This is a genomic window from Halobacillus sp. BBL2006 (genome assembly GCF_000786645.1).
Classification (GTDB): domain Bacteria; phylum Bacillota; class Bacilli; order Bacillales; family Halobacillaceae; genus Halobacillus.
On the sequence record NZ_JRNX01000046.1, the window covers coordinates 1 to 1,576 of the forward strand.

Sequence of the window (1,576 nt, forward strand, 5' to 3'; positions counted from 1 at the left end):
CATTTATACATGAATCAATCCATAACCATTCAGTGGAACCAGTTTTCTAAATATGTTTCAGAGGAGAAAACATCTTGTTTTATTGAATCGATGGAACTTTATTACGACTGTCCTCTAACGAGTGCAGGAGTTACCCTGGTGGATACACCTGGAGCGGATTCAGCGAATGCGAGACATACGGACGTTTCGTTTGAATATATTAAAGATGCCGACGCTGTATTATTCGTAACGTACTATAACCATCCATTCTCAAAGGCAGATCAGTCTTTCTTGACTCAGTTAGGTCGAGTCAAAGACAGCTTTGCTATGGACAAAATGTTTTTTGTTATCAACGCAAAAGACTTGGCAAGTTCTGAAGACGAATTAAGAAGCGTGGAGGATTATCTTGTTGATCAGTTAGCAAGATTTCAAATTCGTAACCCGAGAATGTACTCCTTATCCAGCCTTTATGGATTGAAAGAAAAGCAGGGAGAGGATACAGAACCGTCGAATCTAGCTACATTTGAACGAGAATTTCAACGATTTTTAGATGAGGAGCTTGCTCAAGTCCTAGTTGGTTCAATTGTTCAGGACATGGAGGAAATCATTGAAACGCTTAGTGAGTTCATCAAAAACGCGAAGCTTGATCATAAAGAGCGGGAAGAGCAATTAGCTTTACTTGAAAATCAGGAAGATGATTCACTAACGACCATACGGCAAAAAGACACCACACGGGGTAGAGAAACGGTAGAGAATAAGGTGGAAAAGCAGGTCTACTACGCTCATGAGCGCATGATGCTTCAGTTCAATGATTTATTTAAGCAGCACTTTAATCCGGCTACCATTAATGGGAAGGATCAAGATGTAAGAACTCAATTACTAGAAGCGGTGGAAAGCCTTAGGGCAGAGATAAACTTTGAGATGAAACAGGAATTAAGGGCGATCAGCCTCCGAGTAGAACGATTGATCGAAGATTTGATTAATCAAACGAAAGAAGAAATACACGGGCAGTTGAAGAAAACCCGGCCGAGTCTACGCTTGAATACGATAGAATGGGAGCCACTCAGCTTGCCGGCGCTTGAAGTTACTGTGAATCTTGCAGAAAAACCATTGAATGGAATTCTCAAACAATTCAAGTCTACGAAAGCTTTTTTTGAGAAAAATGAAAAAGAAGCGATGAAAGAGGACTTGTCGAATATGATTTCTCCTTTATTGAAGGAAGAGTTTGAGCAGTCGATTCCTATATTGAACGATCACTACGTTCGTTGCTATAGAGAAAAAATGGATCACTATAAAGATCAATGGGAAAAACACATTGTCGATACCTTTAAACGCCTCAATTTTAATCTTCATCACCCTGGGGATACAACTGAAATTGAAAATGCTTTGCGTCAGATGAAACAATTATCGTTCTAATGAGTAAGGCAAGACATAAACTATACAAAGCGAACCCCCATCTAAGGATTACTTCCTCCTCCTTAGATGGGGGTTCTGTGATGTGAAAAACAGCCCGGAACGGATTCCGGACTGTTTGTTGTTTAAATCTTTACTTCGACTTCTGCGTCTTCTCGAAGTTTTTCAACAAGTTTTACGACCT

General features: G+C 40.0%; 1 protein-coding gene. It reads left to right on the plus strand.

The window, feature by feature from the left end:
- Window positions 1-1,395, plus strand: a 1,395-nt coding sequence (locus tag LD39_RS01900) for a dynamin family protein (RefSeq protein WP_035542306.1), incomplete at its 5' end; no start/stop codon positions are given.
- Window positions 1,396-1,576 lie beyond the last annotated feature (181 nt).